Genomic DNA, 19,682 nt, shown 5'->3' with positions numbered 1-19,682 from the left:
TGCGGGCACCCCCGGTTCAATACGTCGCCAGCGTGACCTTGAGCAGCTGCGGCGCAGTGGTGAAGTTCAAGCCGTAATCGGTCTGGTCGCCGTTCCAGTTGCGCTGGAACTGCCACTGGCCATCCTTGTAGAACCCTTCCTCGACACGATCGAGCACCATGTTCGCGGTGGCCTCTCCGGCCGGGTGCAGGGTGACCCGCGCGTGCTGGGCGGTGATCAGGAATTCGTCCGGGCCAAGTTCGGCGATCAGCGCACTGCCGATCGGCTCGGGATTGCCCGGCGGCTGGCCCTGGAACCAGAACTGCGACACGCCATAGGTGACGGTGGCGCGCCAGCGCGCATTGAGCGGCACGTCCTGCACGGCCTGGCCGGCTTCTTCGGCCACGCCATGCAGCTTGCCTTCGGCCGAGGCCTTGGCGAACTGGCGCATGCCCAGGCTGACCAGCTGGAAGCCCGTGGCGAACGGCGCCAGTGTTGCCTCGTCCACCTTCTTCGCGCCCAGCGGATAGTTGCTGTAGTGGCTGAAATCGATGCCGAACGTGGACCAGCCGATGCCGTCATGGCCCAGCGTCGGGAACAGGTAGCGTGCATACGGTGGCGCGTTGCCGGTCTCGGCGACGAACAGCGCATTGTCCGGCCGCGCATAGCGCGCCAGCACCGTGGTGTACATGCGGTACTCGGGCATGTAGATGTCCGGGGCCAGGAAATCGATATGGGGCCCGGCGGCCTTCCACACATCGAGCACGTTGTCGGTCGGGCCGCCGCTGGCGTACTGGCCCGGCTGGCCGGGGTTGAACGGCCCGCGCAGCGCGCCGTTGACGTACATCGGCAGCGGGTACACCGCCTTGCCTGCTTCAGTGACCTGATCGATGAAGCGCCCGATCGACCAGGCATGGAAGAACTCATCGGCATCGGCACCGAACACCTGTGCCCAGGTGCCGGGTGACTTGCCGAGCTTCTGCAGCAGTTCGGCCGGCACCGGGCCGTCGAACAGTTGCTGCGCCATCGGCGAGAAATCGCGGACGCTGCCATAGGTGCCCGGCTCGTTCTCCGGCTGCACCATGATCACCGTGCGCTGTGGATCGGCCGCCTTGAGATGCTGCATGAAGGCAACGAAGGCCCTGCGATCCGCCTCCAGCGTGGCCGGGGCGTGCGGCGACAGCGAACCGATGCTGCGCCCGTCGCGGGTGATCACGCGGGGGAAGCGGGTGTTATCGGTCTTCACCCAGCGCGGCGCGTAGGCCGGGCCGTTGTTCTTCCAGGTGGCAAACCACAGCAGCACCAAGCGCACGTGGTGTTCACGCGCCTGCTGCAGCAGCGTATCGACGAAGGTGAAATCGAACTTGCCTTCCTCCGGCTCGATCTGCTCCCAGGCGATCGGCACCTGCACCGTATTGGCACCGATGATCTTCACCGCCGGCCACACTGCCTCCAGCGCTGCGGCGTAGTTGCTGGAGTTGTTGACTTGCGCGCCCAGCACCAGGAAGGGCTCGCCATCCACCAGCAGCGCATGCCTGCCATCCTTGCTGGTGAACTGTGGGATCGGCGCCTGCCTGGCGTCATCGGTCGTCGCCGGTTTGCCTGTCGCGGAAGGCTGTGCAGCCGTGGCGCCATCGGCCGGTGTCGGCGTCGGTTCCTGCTCACAGGCGGCCAGCAGACAGAACAAGGCGGCCGGCAGCAGCAGGCGGCGCGGGAACAGCGGAAGCGGGTATGTGGTCGGAGACATGCACGGGGTCCTTGTGGTCACCAGGTATCGCTGCGGAACGGCGACGCCGGCAGCTGTTGCGAATTGATCAGGTTGGCGTCGGCGGGGTTCTCCCGCCAGGCATAGCGCACTGCCACCGGCGTGGCGACCGCCTCGCTGTGGACAATCACGCGGTCACCATCGATTCGCGCCTGTGCAGCGTGGAACCGGCGGTCGGCACCGGCCACGGTGAAGCCCTGTACCTGCATCCCACCGCCGCGCACCGCCAGCACACTGCCCATCGGATCGAAGGTGATGACGGCCTGGCCGCGATCGAAGCGGACGTCGCGCTGCACCGGACCGCTGTACGTCAGCGTTTCGCCATACGCCGCGTGCCGGGCGGCCAGCGCCAGGCGTGCGCCGACATCGCGCTTGTTGCGCGGATGGATATCCGTCGCATTGCCCAGGTCGATGCTCACCGCCTGCGCGGTATGCGGCAGCGACAGCGCCGCCGACTGCGACTCGCGCAGCAACGCCCACGGGCTCTGCTCACCGTGATCGGCGCCCGCGCCGAAGCTGGCCAGCTGCACCCAGACAAACGGCAGCGCCGGTGCGTTCCAGTCCTGCCGCCACTGCTGGATCAAGGCCTTGAACTGATCCCGATAGGCCAGCGCTCCGGCATCGGTGGCATTGCTCTCGCCCTGGTACCAGATCACCCCCTTGATCGGGAATGGCGGCAACGGGTGGATCATGCGGTTGTACAGCAGCGTCGGGATCTGGTTCTTGTCATCGTCCAGGGCGACCGTCACCTTGCCGGGACGGAAACGCCAGCCTTGCAGCTGCACCTGGCTGCCATCGGCCAGGCGCACGAACAGTTCGGACGGCTCACCGTGGATGCCACCACCACCGCCCAGGTCCTCCACTCGCACCGCGACCACGTTGCGGCCGGCCTGCAGTTGGCCGGCGGGCAGCGGATACACACGCGGTGTGTTCCAGGCCATCGTCGTCGCGCCGACCTGCACGCCATTGACGAAGGTGCGGTCCGCGTCATCGATCCGTCCGACTCCAAGGGTGCCGGCCTGCGCAGCCTGTGCCGCGCTCAAGGTGAACTCGGCACGGTACCAGCCGATCCCGTCCATGCCGGCATAGCCGCCGGTTTCCCATAGCCCCGGGAGCGTGGCGGCTTCCCAATCGCGGTCGTCGAACCGGGCTGCGGCCCACTGCGGCTGCTCGTCAAAGGTGTGCCACTGCGCAAGGCGTTGGCGCACCTTGGCCAGGGTGCGTGCATCCGTCTCGCGTTGCGCCTGCATGCGCGTGGCCAGCGCGCCTGCATCAATGTCCTGCAGCGCGGCGGCCATCCAGGCTTCGATGGTGCTGCCGCCCCAGGTGCTGTCGATGATGCCGATCGGCACCCCGGCGTGCTGCCGCAGCTCGCGCGCGAAGTAGTACGCGACCGCGGAGAAGCTCCCCGCGTTGGCGGGGGACGCCGGCAGCCAGCGGCCACCGGCCAGTGTGGTTTCCGGCTGCCCGGACCAGGATTTGGGAATCTTGAAATGACGCAGCTGCGCGTCGCTCGCAGCGGCGACGGCCGCCGCCGCGTCCTGCGTATCGTGCAGCGGCCATTCCATGTTGGACTGACCGCTGGCCAGCCAGACATCGCCGAACAGGACATCGCGCACCTGCAGCGCGCGCCCGTCGCCCGTGATCTCCAGCTGGAATGGGCCACCGACCGCGTGCGGCGGCAGCACGACCTTCCAGCTACCGTCCGTACCGACCGTGGTACTGGCACGTTCGCCGTCGATGCCGACCTGCAGGCGTGCGCCGGGCGTGGCCGTACCCCACACCGGCAGCGGCTGGTCACGCTGCAGCACCATGCCGTCGGCAAACAGCCGGGGCAGGACCGGCTCGGCCTGCACGGCGGCGGTGACCATCCACAGCGATACCACCAGCGCACACGCTCGTTTCATTGTGGATCTCCATAGACGATGCCGCGCCCACCGGTGGCGAAGTAGACGCGCCCATGCAGGCGCGGATCCCCGGTGACGCGTTGAATCTGACCGAACTGGTGCGCGGCGTCATCGATGCGCAGCCACCGGGCACCGCCGTCATCGGAACGGAAGAGCCCATGGACGCCCTCGACGGTGCCCGCAACGAACACGCTGGCAACGTCACGACCCGGGGCACCCTTGCCGACGCCGAGGCTGTGAACCGCATCCACCCCCGCCACGCGCTGCAGATCACCAGCGCGCCAGCGCAGCAGCCCCTGCGGACCGGCACCGACATACACCAGCCCACCCTGCTGTGGATCGGCGCGCAGCTCGGCCGTCAGCACCGGGGCCGGCGCCAGGCGTACGCGGTCGGCGACGAACGAGGCGCCACCATCGTCGCTGCGCAGCAACGCGCCGCTGGCGGCGTCGTACCCATACCAGTGCGCAGGCGAGCGGGTGTCCGCGACCACCACGGCAGTGTTGGGCAGGCCGCGCACGGCCTGCCAATGCCGGCCGTGGTCATCGGTATACCAATGGCTGCCGCGCAACGTGTGCCACAGCACCCGGCCGCCATCGCTGCCGAGGCGGATGCGGCCCGCGCCCTCGCCGTCCGGCGGTTCGCTGACGAACGCCTGCCACGTACGCCCACCATCGTTCGACCAGGCCGCACGGACCTCGTCATGCAGGCGATGGCGCACGGTGCCGCTGCGCACCACGTGGGAAGGTGACTGCGCGGCAGCGTCGATGCTCTCGCTGTTGGTCAGGCGCGGACCGGCGTACTGCAATGGCGACACGGTCAGGTCATCGTGGCGGAAGCCATCGATGTCGCCCAGCGCGCTCAGCAGGTGCGCGCCCTGCCCCGGGCTGACCAGGTCCAGCGGGACCGTTTCTTCCAACCCATCATTCTGGAACCACCACTGCACGGGCTGGCCGTGATCGGCCGCGCGGACATCGCGGCTCGCCCACAGGCCGTAGCCGGTGACGAACAGCACCCGGCGCGGATCGAACGGATCGATCTGCACGTCGGCCATCCAGTGCGGCGAGGCGTGTGCGGTCCATGGCGCGTTGCCGTGGTCGAACCTCGCGCCCGCGATGACCGGTGTCCAGCTGCGACCGCCATCGGTACTGCGGAAGATGTCGTCGTGCGGTCCGAAACGGTTGAAGGTGCTGGCCATCACCACGTCCGGGTTGCCGGCCTCCACCGCGACCGCGCCCCAGCCGAAGCCATCGCCCTGGGTGTCGCTGGACTGCGGCACCGGGCTGATGTCCTGCCACCGAGCCTGCTTGATGTCGAAACGCCACAGCGCCCCGTTGCCCATGCGGTCCGGGCCGGGCAGATCCGCATAGGCGATGTAGAGGCGACCGTCGCTGCCCTGCGCCATGCGGGTGGGACGCAGACCGGTCGGTTGCCCGGGCAGCGGCTGCCAGGCGCGCCCACCATCCGTGGAGCGGAGAATCGCCGGGCCCGTCGTCGTCGATACGCCCGCGTAGATCACCGGTGTAGGGCTGCCAGCGCGGCCACTGCGCGCATCGAACTGCACGAACACGATGCCGATCTGCTGCGTGCCGTTCCAGGCCGGCGCGCTGGCCTGCGCGCTGCGCGCGATCGCCGGGAAGGTCGTCACTTCCTGCCAGTGCGCACCATGGTCGTCACTGCGCCACAGGCCATTGCTGCGTGAGCCGAGCAGGAGAATGCCGCCTTGATGGGGGTCCACGGCCAGTCGCTCGCCATTGCCGCGCGAAAGCTCGTTGCCACCGAGTTTGAAGGGAAGATCGGTGCGCGCGAACGTGGCCCCCCGATCGGACGAACGCAGGATCGCGCCATTGCCCACGCGGGGGTGGGTATAGGTGCCTGCGGCCAGATAGACACGCTGCGGGTCGCGCGGGTCCACGGCCAGGCTTTCGATACCGGTGAGATTGGCATCGTCACGACCGAGCCAGTCGGTCAACGCGCTCCAGCGGCCGCTGGCCTGATCCCAACGGTAGGCACCGCCGACATCGGTGCGCGCGTACAGCAGGTCCGGTTCGGCCGGATGGAAGACCAGCCCGGTCACGAAGCCACCGCCACCGATGGCCACGTTGCGCCACTGGTAGGGCGCCGCGGTGGCGAGAACCGGAAACACGGCCAGCAGCAGCACCAGCCACCCTGCCCGGCAGTGACGCGGGCGGACCGATGCGCGCACGGTCCAGATCAGCCAATCGGCGGGGGTCATGCACGGGCCTCCCGGTGGAGCGGCATGCGGCCCAATGTCCACACGCCTGGAACAGAAGCTGCGGTCCTCCCTGCTTCGTGCTGGGGAGGTGCCACGAAGCAGGAAGGCCCGCAGACGGTCACGCGTTACAGGCTGGCGCGCAGGGTGATGCCGTAGCGACGATCGTTGATCACGAAGTCGCGGTAGCGCGTGGTGTAGCCCAGGTAGCTTTCGTTGCGGGTATCGAGCAGGTTCATGCCGTCCAGCGACACCGACCACACCTCGTTGATGTTGAACCGCAGCGAGGCGTCCAGCTGGCCAAAGCCCTTGTTGTAGACAGGCAGGTTGCCGGTGCCGTTGCCGGCCGTGGTGATCAGCCAGTCGCTGCGCCAGTTGTAGGCCACGCGCGCCTGGAAGCGCGGGACTTCATAGCTGAGGATGACGTTGTAGCTGTTCTTGGAGAGCCCCTCCAGCGGCACCACCAACTGGCTGCCATTGGTATCGGTGGCATTCGGGCTGGGCGCCTTGGAGTCGACATAGGTGTAGTTGGTCTGCAGGCCGAAATGGCTCATCCAGCCCGGCAGGAAGTCGAAGAACTGGGTGTAGCCCACCTCCACGCCCTTGATCTTGCCGTCATCGCCATTCACCGGGCGGGTGATCTCCCAGTTCTCGCCGGCGTAGACCTCGTTGAACACGGCGTTGGCGATGAACCCATCGACCTTCTTGTAGAAGGCGGTGCCGTACATCATCGAGCCTTGGCCGAAGTACCACTCCAGCGACGTATCGAACTGGGTGGCCTCCATCGGCTTGAGGTTGGGATTGCCGGCCGAACCGGTGCGCCGGGTCACGCCACCCCCGGCATCGGCCGCGCTCAGGCTCAGGTTCGGGTTGAGCTTGTCGAAGCCCGGGCGCGAAATGCCCTTGGAGGCGGCAAAGCGCAGCTGCAGCTGGTCGGTGAACATCCAGCGCAGGTTGAGGCTGGGCAGCACATCGGTGTAGGACTGCTCGACATTGACCGGCAGCAGGCCACCGCCTTCGATGTCGGTCCCGGTACGCACGCCGTCGGAGGTCACCTCGGTCCGCACCACGCGCACGCCGATGTTGCCATCGAACGGGACGCCCCAGTCATCCGCACCGAAGCGAAGGACGCCGTACGCGGCGTAGGTCTTTTCGCGCTGGTTGTTGATGTTGTTCGGCGAGAATTCCAGCGGATCGGCACCGAACGCGGCCAGGGTCTGCTCGTAATTCTCCACCGCGGCATCGGAGGCACTCAGGGTCGGCCCGAAGGTGTAGCTTTTGCCGCGGAAGAAGTCGGTGATCGGGTTCGGCACCAGGCCCACGTTCGGGAAATCGGCGAACGGCGCGCCCAGCCACATGAAGCGCCAGACATTGCCCTGGTTCTCGGCCTTGCGGTCGGTGTAGCGCACGCCGGCCTTGAAGCTGCGGGCGAAGCCATCCTCGAACGCCAGGTCCATGTCCGAGCGCCACGCGAACTCGGTGCCCTTGTTGTCGTCCTTGTTGTCCAGGTGGAACTTCCAGCCGACGTAGTTGGCCGGATCGGTGAGGTATCCCTGGTTGCCGACTGCATCGGTCACCGCCAGGTACGGCAGGTCGCCACTGAGGTCGATCGTGTAGAACGGCGTGGCGTTCATGCCGGTGCCCACGATGTAGCGCGTCCCCTTGGTGGTGGCATCGACGTACTGGACATCGGTGCTCAGGGTCAGGCTCGGGCTCACCGTCCACTTCGCGCCGAGCGAGTAGTCGGTGGTGATCGACTTGCGCTGGGTCAGGCTGGTGTTGGAATCGGCCGGGGTATTCTGGAATACGCCACTGACCAGTTCGTTGCGGTCGTTGACCACGATATCGCGCGCGCCCTGCATGGCATCGCCGCCGCTGTAGGCGAAGAAGGAATAGTCCTGCCAGCGGAAATCGTAGTCCGAGCGCAGCACCTGCGCCTGCACCTCGATGTCATCGCGCGGGCGCCACTGCAGCGCCACCGCGCCGGTGCGGCGCTTGCGCTCACCCACGGTGGTGTTGACGCCGGCACCATGCGGGACGAATACCTCGGTCCCTTCGAAGCCGGGCAGGTCCGTCTGCGAATACCAGGGCTCCAGCGAGATCGTGTCCTGGCGGAACGGGCTGGTCTGCTGCGAGTAGTTCACCAGCAGGCCGACTTCGCCGATGCCGGTCTGCCAGCGGTCGCTGAACATGCCCGAGAACGCGGGCTTGCTGTCATCGGCCAGATCGTAATGGTTGTACTGCAGGCTGCCGGCGATTTTGCGGCCCTCGTAATCGAAGGGCAGCCGCGTACGCAGGTCGACGGTGCCACCGAGGCCACCTTCGATCATTTCCGCCGACGGATTCTTGTAGACATTGACGCCACCGAGCAGCTCGGCCGACACATCCTCGAAGCTCAGGCCGCGACCGTCATTGGCGGTGAAGATGTCACGCCCGTTGAGCTCGGTGCGCACCTGGGTCAGGCCACGGATGGCGATCGTGCTGCCCTCGCCGTAGTTGCGGGTGATCTGGATGCCGGAGATGCGCTGCAGTGCCTCGGCGACGTTGTTGTCTGGCAGCTTGCCGATGTCCTCGGCCACGATCGAATCCACGATCTGCTCGGCATTCTGTTTGATCTGCTGGGCACGGGTCACGCTGCTGCGGGTGCCGGTCACCTGGACGGTGTCCAGCTGGGTCGCCGCGGTGGCGTCCTGGATATCACTCTGTTGCGCCATGGCCTGGCCGGCAACCAGCATCGAAACGCAGACCGCCAGCGCGCGGCGGCGCACAGCGGTGGGGGTGCGTGCAGGCACGGATGCGCCTGTCGCCCCACGGCAACAACGTACTGACATGATGTTTCCCTCCCAGGACACATGTGCTGACGGTGGACAGCGCTGCGAAGGCGGCGCTGCCTGTAACAATCAGGTTTTAAGGTGACCCCGACACCGGTGGAACCGACCCGGGGATCATCGCGGCCACCCTCGTGAGGGGTGGTAGCTGGCGGGCAGCTTAGGCAGCGGGAGCCATTCCATGCCAATAAAATATTGGGCCGGATGTATTCCTTCGGAGAATACCATTCACTGTGCCTATACCAGCAGGGGTCCGGCCCGTGTCAGCCGCTCCCGCGGAGCCCCGGATACAGCCAGCGCGCGGTGGTACGCAGGGCCAACAGCATGCGTTCGGCGGCGGGCGGCAGCACGTGGCCGCGCCGGTAGATGATCCCGAACGATTCCATGCGGACGCCCACATCGATCGGCAGCACGGTCAGCAGCTTGGCCTGGATGTAGGGCGCCACCGATTCCACCGGCAGCGCGGCGAGCAGATCGCTGCCGCGCAGCAGGCTGGTCATCACCGGCAATGAACTGGTCTCGATGATGTTCTGCGGGATCGGCAGGCCCTGTTCCAGGAACAGCGCGTCCAGCCGCGCGCGCAGCACGCTGTCGGCCGGGGGCAGGATCCAGCCATGCCGGGCCAGATCGGCATGGTGCAGATCATCGCGGTTGGCCAGCGGATGGCCGGCACGGGCGATCACCGAATGCGGTTCATCGGCCAGCGCTTCGAAGGCCAGGTCCGCCGCACCCTCCGGCCCGAGGATCCGGCCGATCACCAGGTCCAGCTGGCCGTCCAGCAGACGGGCCACCAGGGGCCGGCTGTAGTCCATCTCGACCCGGATCAGGATGTCCGGGAACTCGCGCTTCACCTCGGCGATCGCCTGTGGCACCAGGTTGGTGCCCGGGTTGACCACGGTGCCGATCGACACCTGGCCCCGATGCCCGCTGCGCAGCGCGGCGATCTCCTCCGTGGCCCGCCCGATCTCGGACATTGCCGAGCGTGCGCGCCGGATCAGCACGTGGCCGTACCAGGTCGGCTCCACGCCGCGGGCATGGCGCTCGAACAGTTTCACCCCGAGCATGTCTTCCATCTCCGCCAGCAGCTTGGACGCGGCCGGCTGGGTCATGGCGGCGGCCTCGGCCGCGCGCAGGACCGAACCATGTTCATGCAGGTGCAGCAACAACATCAAATGCCGGGTCTTGAGCCGGGAGGCATTTGTCCAGGGGCCAGGCGCGGTGGTCATCACACATCCGTTCTGCGTTGATCGCCGCATTGAATCACGGTATTCGACGGGGGAATAGATATTCCGAAAAATTTCATTTGATAAGAATACCTTCGCACGCAACCCTGATCGTATGGTTGCGCCGCCCCCGGCTGCCAGCCCGCCAGCGCCCCCCGCGCCCGCCGATTCCTGGAGCCTGCTTTGTCCGTCCCCGCTTTGTCGTACCGTCTGCCGTTGGCTCCCCTGGACACACTGTTCGATGAGTAAACGACTGCAGGACAAGATCGCGCTGGTGACCGGCACGGCCAGCGGCATCGGTGCGGCCACCGCCGCGCTGTTCGCCGTGCACGGCGCCCGGGTGATCGGACTGGATCTCAATCCACCGCATGCCGTGGATGCCCGGATCGACCATCGCCTGGCCGACATCACCGATGCCGCCGCCGTGCGTGCCCTGGTGGAGGCCATCCGCGCCGAGCATGGGCGCGTGGACGTGCTGGTCAACAATGCCGGGGCCGATGTCTTCGCCGACCCACTGCAGCTGGAAGACGCACAGTGGGAACGCTGCCTGGACCTCAACCTCAAAGGCGCCTGGAACGTGTGCCGCGCAGTGCTGCCGGCGATGGTGGCGCAGCAGGCCGGTTCCATCGTCAACATCGCCTCGGTGCATGGCCACCGCATCATCCCGCACGCCTTCCCCTACCCGGTCGCCAAGCATGGGCTGATCGGGCTGAGCAAAGCGCTGGGCATCGAGTATGCGGCGCAGGGCATCCGGGTGAACTCGATTTCGCCGGGGCTGATCCTGGTGCCGCGGATCGAAGCCTGGTTCGCCAACAGCGCCGACCCGGCCGCCACGCGCCACGCACAGGAGCAGCTGCTGCCCTGCAAGCGCATCGGCGAGCCCGGCGAGGTGGCGCATACCGCGCTGTTCCTGGCCAGTGACGAAGCCCGCTTCATCAATGCCACCGACATCCTGATCGACGGTGGCCGTTCCCAGCTTTACCACGAGTAATCATGACCGCACCGACCTTCCATCTGCCGCTTGTCGCGATCCTGCGCGGCATCCCCCCCGAAGACACCCTCGCTCACGTCCGCGCACTGGTGGATGCCGGCTTCGATGCGATCGAAGTCCCGCTGAACTCGCCACGCTGGGAAGACAGCATCGCCGGCGCGCAGCGCGCGTTCGGTGCACAGGCCTGGATCGGGGGCGGCACCGTGCTGCGCGAACAGCAGGTGGACGCATTGGTGGAGATCGGCGCACGCTTCATCGTCACCCCCAACACGCGGCCGGCGCTGATCCGCCACGCGGTGGATCAGGGCCTGCAGGTGATGGCCGGGTTCGCCACCGCCAGCGAGGCATTCGATGCGATCGATGCCGGTGCGCAGATGCTCAAGCTGTTCCCTGCGGCCACCTATGGCCCCGGCCACGTGCGCGCCCTGCGCTCGGTATTGCCGCGCGAGCTGCCGTTGTACGTGGTCGGCGGCGTGACCCCGGACTCCCTCGCCAGCTACCTCGCCGCCGGTGCGGTCGGTGCCGGGATCGGGGGCGATCTCTATCAACCCGCCCAGCCGCTGCAGCGTACCCGCGAGCAGGCCCAGGCGTTCCTCCAGGCCTACCGGACTACGCACGGATGAAGATCACCCGACTGGTTACCTATCACGCCGCACCGCGTTGGCTGTTCCTGAAGATCGAGACCGACGAGGGCATCGTCGGCTGGGGCGAACCGGTGATCGAAGGCCGCGCACGCACGGTGGACGCCGCCGTGCATGAGCTGTCGGCGTATCTGATCGGCAAGGACCCGGCCCGGATCAACGACCTGTGGCAGACGATGTACCGCGGCGGCTTCTACCGCGGCGGCGCGATTTTGATGAGCGCCATCGCCGGCATCGACCAGGCGCTGTGGGACATCAAGGGCAAGGCGCTCGGCGTGCCGGTCTACCAGTTGCTGGGGGGCCTGGTGCGCGATCGCATGAAGACCTACCGCTGGGTGGGCGGCGACCGGCCGGCCGATCTGGTCGAGCAGGTACATCGGTACCGCGCGCTCGGCTTTGATACGTTCAAGTTCAACGGCACTGAAGAGATGCAGCTGCTGGACAGCCCCCGCCGCGTGGATGCCGCCATCGCCAAGGTCGCCGCGCTGCGCGATGCATTCGGCGACAGCATCGATTTCGGCGTGGATTTCCATGGCCGGGTGGGCGCACCGATGGCCCGGGTCCTGCTCAAGGAACTGGAGCCATACCGGCCACTGTTCGTTGAAGAGCCGGTCCTTCCGGAGCAGGCCGAGTATTACCCGCGCCTGGCTGCGGCCACCTCGATTCCACTGGCGGCCGGTGAGCGCATGTACTCGCGCTTCGAATTCAAGCAGGTCCTCGCCAACGGCGGTCTGTCGTTGCTGCAACCGGATCTCTCGCATGCCGGTGGCCTCACCGAGTGCCTGAAGATCGCGGCGATGGCCGAAGCCTACGATGTCGCGCTCGCGCCGCACTGCCCGCTGGGCCCGGTCGCGCTCGCGGCCTGCCTGCAGTTGGATTTCGTCTCGCACAACGCGGTGCTGCAGGAACAGAGCATCGGCATCCACTACAACCAGGGCGCCGATCTGCTCGATTACGTGTTGAACAAGGACGACTTCCACTGCGACCATGGCAGCATCGCCGCCCTGCCCAAACCCGGGCTGGGCGTGGAAATCGATGAGGAGCGCCTGCGCCATGCCCATGAAAACCCGCCTGACTGGCGCAACCCGATCTGGCGCCACAGCGACGGCTCCGTTGCCGAATGGTGAGTGGCGATGAGCGTTGAGCTGGCCCCGGCCACGTTGGTGGTGGACAGCCGCTGCACCCATGGCGAAGGCGTGCTCTGGTGCGAACAGCGGCAGAGCGTGCTTTGGATCGACATCGCCGAGCGCCGGCTGTGGGAGCACCACCCCGCGCGCGGCACCCGCCGCTACTGGGTGCTGCCTGACCGCCCCGGCTGCATCGGCCTGTTCGACGACGGCACCTTGCTGGTGGCGTTGGTCAGCTCGCTGCACCGCGCAGATCTTGCCAGCGCCACCGACGACACCCTGCCCCTGCAGTGGCTTGCCGATGTGGAGCCCTACAAGCCCTATACCCGCAGCAATGATGGCCGCGCCGATCGTCACGGCAATTTCGTGTTCGGCACCATGAACGAGCACCCCGAGCGCGCTGCCGATGGCCGCTTCTACCAGTACTCCACCCGCCACGGCCTGCGCGAGCTGCCGCTGCCGGGCATCGTGATTTCCAATGCGATCAGCTTCAGCCTGGATGGCCGCACGATGTACTGGTGCGACTCGGTATCGCCGCGGATCATGGCCTGCGATTACGACCCCGAGCAGGCCAGCACCCGCAACGTGCGCGAATTCACCGCCCTGGCCGATACGGCGGCCGAACCGGATGGCTCGGCCGTCGATGCGGCCGGACGGGTATGGAACGCGCAATGGCGCGCGCGCCAGGTCAGCTGCTATGCACCCGATGGCACCCTGCTGCAGGTCCAGCCGGTGCCGGTCAAACACCCCACCTGCGTGGCTTTCGGCGGCAATGACCTGCGTACCTTGTACGTGATCAGCTCGCGGCTGGACCACACGCCGGAGGAATTGGCCGCAAGCACGCACGCCGGCAGCCTGTTCAGCGCGCGCCAGGCGCAGCCTGGCCTGCCCGAGAGCCGGATCCGCGGATGATCGCCGTTGACTGGGGCAGCAGCAGCCTGCGCGGCTACCGGCTGGACCAGCACGGTGCCACCCTTGAGCAGCGCTCCAGTGCGCGCGGAATACTGCACTGCGATGGCAACTACGCCGACGTGCTGGCCGGGCTGGTCGATGGCTGGCCGGACAGCACGATCCTGCTCAGCGGGATGATCGGCAGCCGCAATGGCTGGATCGAGCAGGCCTACCTGCCCTGCCCGGCCGGGCTGGCCGATCTCGCCGCAGCGCTGCAGTTGCATCACGATGCACGGCTGCCTGGCCGTGATCTCTGGTTCGTGCCTGGCGTGGCCGTCCAGGGCGCGGGCGGGACGCCGGATGTGATGCGCGGCGAAGAAACGCAATTATTCGGCCTGGACACCCGCGCAGGCCACGCCCATGTCTGCCTGCCTGGTACGCACAGCAAGTGGGCAACGCTGCACGATGGGGCGATCACCGGTTTTGCGACCGCCATGACCGGCGAGGTGTTCGCGCTGCTGCGCCAGCACAGCCTGCTCGGCCGCCTGATGGACGACGGCGATGGTTTCGATGCCATCGCCTTCGCCCAAGGCGTGCAGCGCAGCGGCGATGCCGGTGGCCTGCTGCACCACCTGTTCGGCGTGCGTGCGTTGGGCCTGTTCGAGCGTCTCGCGCCTTCGGCCGCCCCCTCCTATCTCTCCGGCCTGTTGCTCGGCCATGAAATCCGCGACCTGGCCGCGCCCGGGGCCGAGGTGCACCTGGTGGGCAATACCACGCTGACCACGCGCTATGCCCACGCGCTGAAGGTGCTCGACAGGACCCCCGTCGATGCGCCTGAAAGCCTTGCGGCGCGGGGCCTGTACCGTCTTGCGCGGCAGCGCGGCCTGCTCGGCTGAGCGCACGGCCCCAGCATTCAGGCACAACCTGTTCTAGAATTGGTCGGCTTAACGCCGGATTTCCCCATGCCTTTCGTCGTCACTGAAAACTGCATCAAGTGCAAACACACCGATTGCGTGGAAGTGTGCCCCGTGGATTGCTTCCACGAAGGCCCCAACTTCCTGGTGATCGACCCGGATGAGTGCATCGACTGCACCCTGTGCGAACCGGAGTGCCCGGTCAACGCGATCTTCCCTGAAGACGACGTGCCCGCCGGGCAGGAAGTGTTCGTCGCCCTGAACGCCGAACTGGCCCAGGCCTGGCCGGTGCTTACCGTGCGCAAGGACCCGCCTGCCGATGCCGGCGAATGGGACGGCAAGCCGGACAAGCTGAAGCTGCTGGAACGCTGAGCCTTCCGGCGCTGGCAGCAACAAAAAGGGCGCCGAGGGCGCCCTTTTTGCTTCTCTGACCCGCAGCTTCGGTAGTGCCGGCCGCTGGCGCTTTTACGGAGCCAGCTTCGCCTTCAGCTCACCCAGCAGCTTGGTCGGGGCGGCGGCGGTCGCCGGCAGGCCACGCGGATCCACGGCCGACACATAGGCGCCGGCATCGACGGCCACCACGCGGACCAGGAAGTCGCTGCCTTCGAAGGCCACGTCATAGGAACCCAGCAGCTGTGCCTTGCTGGCGATCTTCACGCCTTCAACGGACTCCAGCGCGGTGCCGACCTTGGCGAACACCTCTTCCTTGGTGCCCGGCACGGTGAACCCGGCATTGTTGGCCGGTGCCTGGGTCGAGGACGGCGCCGGACGCGCAGACTGCGAGGCCAGCGTGGAGCTGGTGGCGGCGGTGGCGGCGGCCTGGCCGGCCGGGACGTTCAGATCCGGCGGCACTTCCAGCGGACGCACTTCCGGGGCCAGGGCGTAGTCGCCCTTGGCACCGCGCTTGAAGCAACCGGTGGTGCCGACGAGGGTGGCGGTAGCCAGGATCGCGAAGGACAGCACGCGGATGGCGGAAACGGATTGACGCATGGGAATCTCCTGGGTGACCACTGTGATCAGTGGTTGGATAGTGCTTCCAGCGCACCGATATCGGTGGCCAGGTGTTCGGCAGCGGCGTGGTGGGCCGCGGACAGGGGCAGCAGCGGCAGGCGCAGGCCGTCACCAATGCCGATCCGGCGCAGCAGGTCCTTCACCGGGATCGGGTTGGACTCCACGCCGCAGAATTCATGGAAGGGCTCCAGACGGGCATCCCACGACTCGGTCGCCTCGCGCTCACCGGCCGCTGCCAGGTCGCACATCCGCCGGTAGGCACCCGGCAAGGCGTTGGAACCGACCGAGATCAGGCCGTCCACGCCGGACAGGATCGAGCGCGCGGCCGTGCCGTCGTCACCACTGAGGATGGCGAAATCCGGCGAACGCAGGGCCAGCAGGGCATGCACGCGGCCGATATCGCCCACCGCTTCCTTGATGCCGACGATGTTCGGGTGGCTGGCCAGCTCGGCCACGGTCGCGGGCAGCATGTCGCAGCCGGTGCGGCCGGGCACGTTGTACAGGATGACCGGCAGGCCGCCCTGGTCGGCCACCGCGCGGTAATGCGCGATCAGGCCTTCCTGGGTGGGGCGCACGTACGGCGGGGTCACCACCAGCGCGTGCGTGGCGCCATTGGCGGCCGCCCGGCGGGTCTGCTCGATCGTTTTGGCCGTCCCGGACAGGCCGGTGCCGGCCAATACCGGGATGCGCCCGGCGACGGTTTTGACCGCACTGCGCAGCAGCTGGTCGTATTCGTCATCGGACAGGGCCGCGGCTTCACCGGTCGAACCGGCCACCACCACCCCGTGAACACCACCCTCCAGTTGCAGATGCAGCAAGCGCTGCCAACCGTCGGGATCCAATGCGCCGTTCGCCTGGAAGGGCGTCGCCAGCGCGGTGATGAGACCGGAAAGGGACAAGGACATCGTGCTCGGAAGAAAGGGGGCACCGTGCCTGCGTAAACGCCGGCCAGATGTACGTTGCATGTTACTTGCGGGTCGAAAGCGCGGGCAAGTATGCTGGACTCCGGCGAACGTGCCGTCGTCCGGCCGTTCAGACTCACCTTGCATCACCCGGAACCATCTTGACCGACACCACGCCGCGGCCTGCGCCGACCGAAAACCACCTCCTGATCAACGCCTATACGACGCATCCGGAGTCCCCCCTGCTGCCTGTGACCCGGCGTATCGCCGACAGTGGCTGCAATCTGGTCGACGCCCGCCTGGCCACGGTCGGGCGCGACGTGTCCGTCACCGCCCTGGCCACCGGCTCGTGGGACTCGGTGGCCAAGCTGGAGGCGATGCTGACCCGGCTGGAGCGTGAGGAAGGCCTGAAGCTGGTCTGGTACCGCACCGGGGCCAAGCAGGCGCAGTCCAACCTGCTGCCCTACATCGTGGAAGTGATCGCCGCCGACAAGCCGGGAATCCTGTTCCAGCTGGCCGATTTCTTCGACCGCCAGGGCATCACCATCGAAAACCTGCAGAGCACGCGTTACCGCGCGATGCAGACCGGTGCGGAAATGTTCTCCGCGCAGGTCACGATCGGTGTGCCGGCCAACATGCACATCGCCGCGCTGCGCGATGATTTCCTCGAGTTCTGCGATCACCTCAACCTCGATGCGATCATGGACCCGATGAAGTTCTGATGTTTCGCGCGCTCGTCACGGGCGCGCGGGGTTTCATGCAGTTGTAGTAGATCTACCCCAGGATCCGGAAAGGAACCCATGAACGACGGCGACACCCTGGACAGCACCACCCTCGCACTGCCGCTGGCCTTGTCCGGCGGCGAGACCACCACCCTCGGCGATCTGGCCGGCCAGTGGCTGGTGCTGTACTTCTACCCCAAGGACAGCACCCCGGGCTGCACCACCGAGGGCATCGATTTCAACGCACTGCTCCCGCAGTTCACCAACGCCGGCGCCCGCGTTTTCGGCGTTTCCCGCGATTCGGTCAAATCCCACGACAACTTCTGCGCCAAGCAGGGCTTCGCCTTCCCGCTGATCAGCGATGGCGATGAAGCGCTGTGCACCGCGTTCGACGTGATCAAGCTGAAGAACATGTACGGCAAGCAGGTGCGCGGCATCGAGCGCAGCACCTTCCTCATTTCGCCGGACAGTCGTATCGTGCAGGCGTGGCGCAAGGTCAAAGTGGCCGGCCACGCAGACACCGTCCTTGAAGCCCTGAAGACCGCGAAAACCCAGTGATCACCCCGGCACCCCCAATGGCCATCACCCTGCCCCGCAGGTCGTGATGGCTTGTCCCTGTTCTGCCACCAGGAATTGACGATGACCCGAGGCAAGCGCATCTACGTACTGGATACCAACGTGCTCATGCACGATCCGACCGCGCTGTTCAAGTTCGAGGAGCATGATGTCTACCTGCCGATGCAGGTGATCGAAGAGCTGGACAACGGCAAGAAGGGCACCACCGAGGCGAGCCGCAACGCGCGCCAGGTCAGCCGTTTCCTCAATGAGCTGGTGCAGGCCTCGGGCCTGGACAACCTGGCCGATGGCATTCCGCTGCAGCGGCCGAACGGGCTGCAGCTGCGCGGCAAGCAGAGCGTGGGCCTGCTGCGTTTCCAGACCAGCCACTTCGAGGCCGGCAAGAGCTTCGGCGCGGTGATTCCGGACAATGCCATCCTCGGGGCGATCCTGGCCCTGAAGGAGCAGGTGCCCGAGATCCCTGTGGTGTTCGTCTCCAAGGACATCAACCTGCGGATCAAGGCGGCGATCGCCGGCATCGTGTCCGAGGATTACGAAAACGACCGCGCGCTCGACGATTTCAGCCTGCTCTACACCGGCGCCACCGAGCTGCCGGAAGACTTCTGGAAGAAGCACACCGACAACCTGCGCAGCTGGAGCGACAAGGGACGCACCAGTTACGAAATCATCGCCAGCGAAGACGAGAACTGGCATCCCAACCAGTACGCCTACCTGCCGGGCGACGATGAAGTCGAACTGCGCGTGGCCAAGGTGGACGGTGAGAAGATCACGCTGTCGCTGGTCAACGATTTCCGCCATGGCAGCCACGCGGTGTGGGGCATCAGCGCGCGCAACCGCGAGCAGAACTTCGCCCTCAACGCGCTGATGGACCCGGAGATCGATTTCGTCACCCTGCTCGGCACTGCCGGTACCGGCAAGACGCTGCTGGCGCTGGCCGCCGGCCTGGCCCAGACCATGGACCAGCAACGCTACCGCGAGATCATCATGACCCGCGCCACGGTCAGCGTCGGCGAGGACATCGGCTTCCTGCCCGGTACCGAGGAAGAAAAGATGACGCCGTGGATGGGCGCGCTGACCGACAACCTGGAAGTGCTCACGCATACCCAGGAAGGCGGCGCGTGGGGCCGTGCGGCGACCAACGACCTGATCGCCAGCCGGATCAAGATCCGCTCGCTGAACTTCATGCGTGGCCGCACGTTCCTGTCGCGCTACCTGATCCTGGATGAAGCGCAGAACCTCACTCCCAAGCAGATGAAGACCCTGATCACCCGTGCCGGCCCCGGCACCAAGATCGTGTGCCTGGGCAACGTGGAACAGATCGATACCCCGTACCTGACCGAGACCACCTCGGGCCTGACCTACGCGGTGGACCGCTTCAAGAACTGGCCGCACAGCGCGCACATCACGCTGCGCCGTGGCGAGCGTTCGCGCCTGGCCGATTACGCTTCGGAGGTGTTGTGAGCCGTTTCCTGTCCCGTGCGGTCCTGCCGCTGGCGCTTGCTGCGCTGGCGGCCGCCTGCACGCCTGCCAATACACGGCCGGGCGCCAGCGTCCCGACCGCGGTCAAGACCGGCCAGTCCTGGGTGGTGACGCGACCGGTCGTCGCCGCCCAGGTCCTGGATACCTGCTCACGCTCCAGCCCCGGCCGCGAGCCGGGGCGCGTCACCGGCTACTGGGCCCCCAGCCGCCAACAGGTCGAACAGCTGGAAGCCCAGTTGCCGTCGCTGGAGGCGCAGGTGCCCAAGGCGGCCGATTTCGATCGCCAATACGTGGGCATCGAAATGGACGGCCGCCAGCTGATCTATCTCAACGCCTTCCATCTGCCCGACGATGCCGATATCGACCCGGCGCGCGATGCGATCCGGGTCTGCGATGGCGGCGCGCAGTTCTGGGGCGCGGTATTCGATCCGGCCAGCGGCAGTTTCTCCGATGTGCAGTTCAACGGCCCGCCTGCGGGCCGTTGATCGTGCCGTG

At 66.9% G+C, this 19,682-nt stretch carries 17 protein-coding genes; 10 read left to right on the top strand and 7 right to left on the bottom strand.

Translation table 11 applies throughout. The features are described 5' to 3' along the window. Positions 1 to 16 precede the first annotated feature (16 nt). The 5 genes from C0R07_RS04945 to C0R07_RS04925 form a co-directional block, all read right to left on the bottom strand. Entirely contained in the window at positions 17 to 1,726 is a 1,710-nt protein-coding gene (locus C0R07_RS04945) for a DUF5597 domain-containing protein (RefSeq protein WP_102788309.1), read from the bottom strand. A 17-nt stretch (positions 1,727 to 1,743) separates the two neighbouring features. Beyond that, positions 1,744 to 3,651 (bottom strand): sialate O-acetylesterase, encoded by a 1,908-nt coding sequence (locus C0R07_RS04940; RefSeq protein WP_167390322.1) that lies wholly within the window; start codon positions 3,649 to 3,651, stop codon positions 1,744 to 1,746. Then, positions 3,648 to 5,885 carry a cellulase gene (locus C0R07_RS04935; protein ID WP_102788308.1) on the bottom strand — a complete coding sequence of 746 codons (2,238 nt, stop codon included), beginning with the start codon at positions 5,883 to 5,885 and terminating at the stop codon, positions 3,648 to 3,650. The genes C0R07_RS04940 and C0R07_RS04935 overlap by 4 nt, the downstream gene beginning before the upstream one ends. A 125-nt stretch (positions 5,886 to 6,010) precedes the next feature. Next, positions 6,011 to 8,713 carry a TonB-dependent receptor gene (locus tag C0R07_RS04930; RefSeq protein ID WP_428991895.1) on the bottom strand — a complete coding sequence of 901 codons (2,703 nt, stop codon included), beginning with the start codon at positions 8,711 to 8,713 and terminating at the stop codon, positions 6,011 to 6,013. 260 nt (positions 8,714 to 8,973) lie between these two features. Next, a complete protein-coding gene (locus C0R07_RS04925) occupies positions 8,974 to 9,936 on the bottom strand; it encodes a LysR substrate-binding domain-containing protein (protein WP_026069792.1) in 963 nt (320 codons plus the stop codon). A gap of 238 nt (positions 9,937 to 10,174) precedes the next feature. On the opposite strand from C0R07_RS04925, the gene C0R07_RS04920 reads away from it, so the two are divergent. From C0R07_RS04920 to fdxA, 6 genes are all read left to right on the top strand, one after another. Beyond that, positions 10,175 to 10,924: an SDR family oxidoreductase gene (locus C0R07_RS04920; RefSeq protein WP_102788307.1), complete on the top strand. Its 750-nt coding sequence runs from the start codon at positions 10,175 to 10,177 to the stop codon at positions 10,922 to 10,924. 2 nt (positions 10,925 to 10,926) lie between these two features. Continuing rightward, positions 10,927 to 11,547, top strand: a complete 621-nt coding sequence (locus C0R07_RS04915; protein ID WP_102788306.1) for a 2-dehydro-3-deoxy-6-phosphogalactonate aldolase — start codon at positions 10,927 to 10,929, stop codon at positions 11,545 to 11,547. After that, a complete protein-coding gene (gene dgoD / locus C0R07_RS04910) occupies positions 11,544 to 12,692 on the top strand; it encodes a galactonate dehydratase (RefSeq protein WP_019183290.1) in 1,149 nt (382 codons plus the stop codon). Before C0R07_RS04915 ends, dgoD begins: the two co-directional genes overlap by 4 nt. Positions 12,693 to 12,698: 6 nt before the next feature. Continuing rightward, entirely contained in the window at positions 12,699 to 13,604 is a 906-nt protein-coding gene (locus tag C0R07_RS04905; protein ID WP_019183291.1) for an SMP-30/gluconolactonase/LRE family protein, read from the top strand. After that, complete coding sequence (locus tag C0R07_RS04900; RefSeq protein WP_070470627.1) at positions 13,601 to 14,479, top strand: 2-dehydro-3-deoxygalactonokinase; 879 nt, start codon at positions 13,601 to 13,603, stop codon at positions 14,477 to 14,479. Before C0R07_RS04905 ends, C0R07_RS04900 begins: the two co-directional genes overlap by 4 nt. Positions 14,480 to 14,545: 66 nt before the next feature. Beyond that, the gene (gene fdxA / locus C0R07_RS04895) at positions 14,546 to 14,869 is read left to right on the top strand and encodes a ferredoxin FdxA (protein WP_019183294.1); all 324 of its coding nucleotides are present in this window, start codon (positions 14,546 to 14,548) and stop codon (positions 14,867 to 14,869) included. A 93-nt stretch (positions 14,870 to 14,962) separates the two neighbouring features. Here fdxA and C0R07_RS04890 read toward each other — a convergent pair whose 3' ends face one another. Both C0R07_RS04890 and dapA read right to left on the bottom strand, forming a co-directional pair. After that, entirely contained in the window at positions 14,963 to 15,487 is a 525-nt protein-coding gene (locus tag C0R07_RS04890; protein WP_019183295.1) for a hypothetical protein, read from the bottom strand. Between the two features lie 26 nt (positions 15,488 to 15,513). After that, entirely contained in the window at positions 15,514 to 16,407 is an 894-nt protein-coding gene (gene dapA / locus C0R07_RS04885) for a 4-hydroxy-tetrahydrodipicolinate synthase (protein WP_026069793.1), read from the bottom strand. Between the two features lie 164 nt (positions 16,408 to 16,571). Between dapA and C0R07_RS04880 the strand changes: the two genes are divergently transcribed. The 4 genes from C0R07_RS04880 (at position 16,572) to C0R07_RS04865 (ending at position 19,672) form a co-directional block, all read left to right on the top strand. Beyond that, complete coding sequence (locus C0R07_RS04880; RefSeq protein WP_019183297.1) at positions 16,572 to 17,132, top strand: glycine cleavage system protein R; 561 nt, start codon at positions 16,572 to 16,574, stop codon at positions 17,130 to 17,132. A 78-nt stretch (positions 17,133 to 17,210) separates the two neighbouring features. Then, positions 17,211 to 17,690, top strand: coding sequence for a peroxiredoxin (locus C0R07_RS04875; protein ID WP_102788305.1), 480 nt, complete (start codon positions 17,211 to 17,213; stop codon positions 17,688 to 17,690). Positions 17,691 to 17,771: 81 nt separating this feature from the next. Further along, positions 17,772 to 19,169, top strand: a complete 1,398-nt coding sequence (locus C0R07_RS04870; RefSeq protein WP_070470631.1) for a PhoH family protein — start codon at positions 17,772 to 17,774, stop codon at positions 19,167 to 19,169. Next, the gene (locus C0R07_RS04865; protein WP_019183300.1) at positions 19,166 to 19,672 is read left to right on the top strand and encodes a hypothetical protein; all 507 of its coding nucleotides are present in this window, start codon (positions 19,166 to 19,168) and stop codon (positions 19,670 to 19,672) included. Before C0R07_RS04870 ends, C0R07_RS04865 begins: the two co-directional genes overlap by 4 nt. Positions 19,673 to 19,682 lie beyond the last annotated feature (10 nt).

Origin of the sequence: Stenotrophomonas bentonitica, assembly GCF_002887735.1 — a bacterium.
Lineage (GTDB): Bacteria > Pseudomonadota > Gammaproteobacteria > Xanthomonadales > Xanthomonadaceae > Stenotrophomonas > Stenotrophomonas bentonitica_A.
Note: the sequence above shows the minus strand (reverse complement) of the source record. Positions and strands in the feature narration are given on the sequence as shown.